The organism is Aphanothece microscopica RSMan92 (assembly GCF_046613545.2).
Taxonomy (GTDB): Bacteria; Cyanobacteriota; Cyanobacteriia; order PCC-6307; family Cyanobiaceae; genus NIES-981.
The window spans coordinates 1-381 of record NZ_JBKKKY020000674.1 but is presented as its reverse complement, the minus strand read 5'-3'; the positions used below and the strand labels follow the sequence as shown (position 1 = coordinate 381).

1 protein-coding gene is annotated in these 381 nt (G+C 65.9%); it reads left to right on the top strand.

What is annotated here, in order from left to right; all coding sequences use genetic code 11:
• Positions 1 to 292, top strand: a 292-nt coding sequence (locus ACLD7X_RS19575; protein WP_411425346.1) for a transposase, incomplete at its 5' end; no start/stop codon positions are given.
• Between the last annotated feature and the right edge of the window lie 89 nt (positions 293 to 381).

Sequence of the window (381 nt, the reverse complement as noted above, 5' to 3'; positions counted from 1 at the left end):
CTCCACCAGCCGTCAGCAGCACGGCCAGCGGCCCAGGCCTTCACGGGGTCCTGCGCCCCGGGATCTGGATGCCCGAGGGCGGATGGACCGAAAACTGCGCTCTCAGGCCGGGCAGGCGATCTACGCCCTCCGCAAGACGATCGTGGAGCCCGTGTTCGGTCAGATCAAAGGTGCCAGGCGCCTGGTTCGCTTCCGGTTACGAGGCATGGAAAAGGTGAACGGGGAATGGGCCCTGATGGCCACCAACCACAACCTGCTCAAGCTGTTCAGGGCATCAGTGGCAACAGGTTGAGGGCGTGGTTGATGTCGCCAGGGCCGTGGGCGGGCATTCCGACATCGCCAGCGCTCAATGCTGGCGCTCTGCCCTCGGCGCAACGTGCG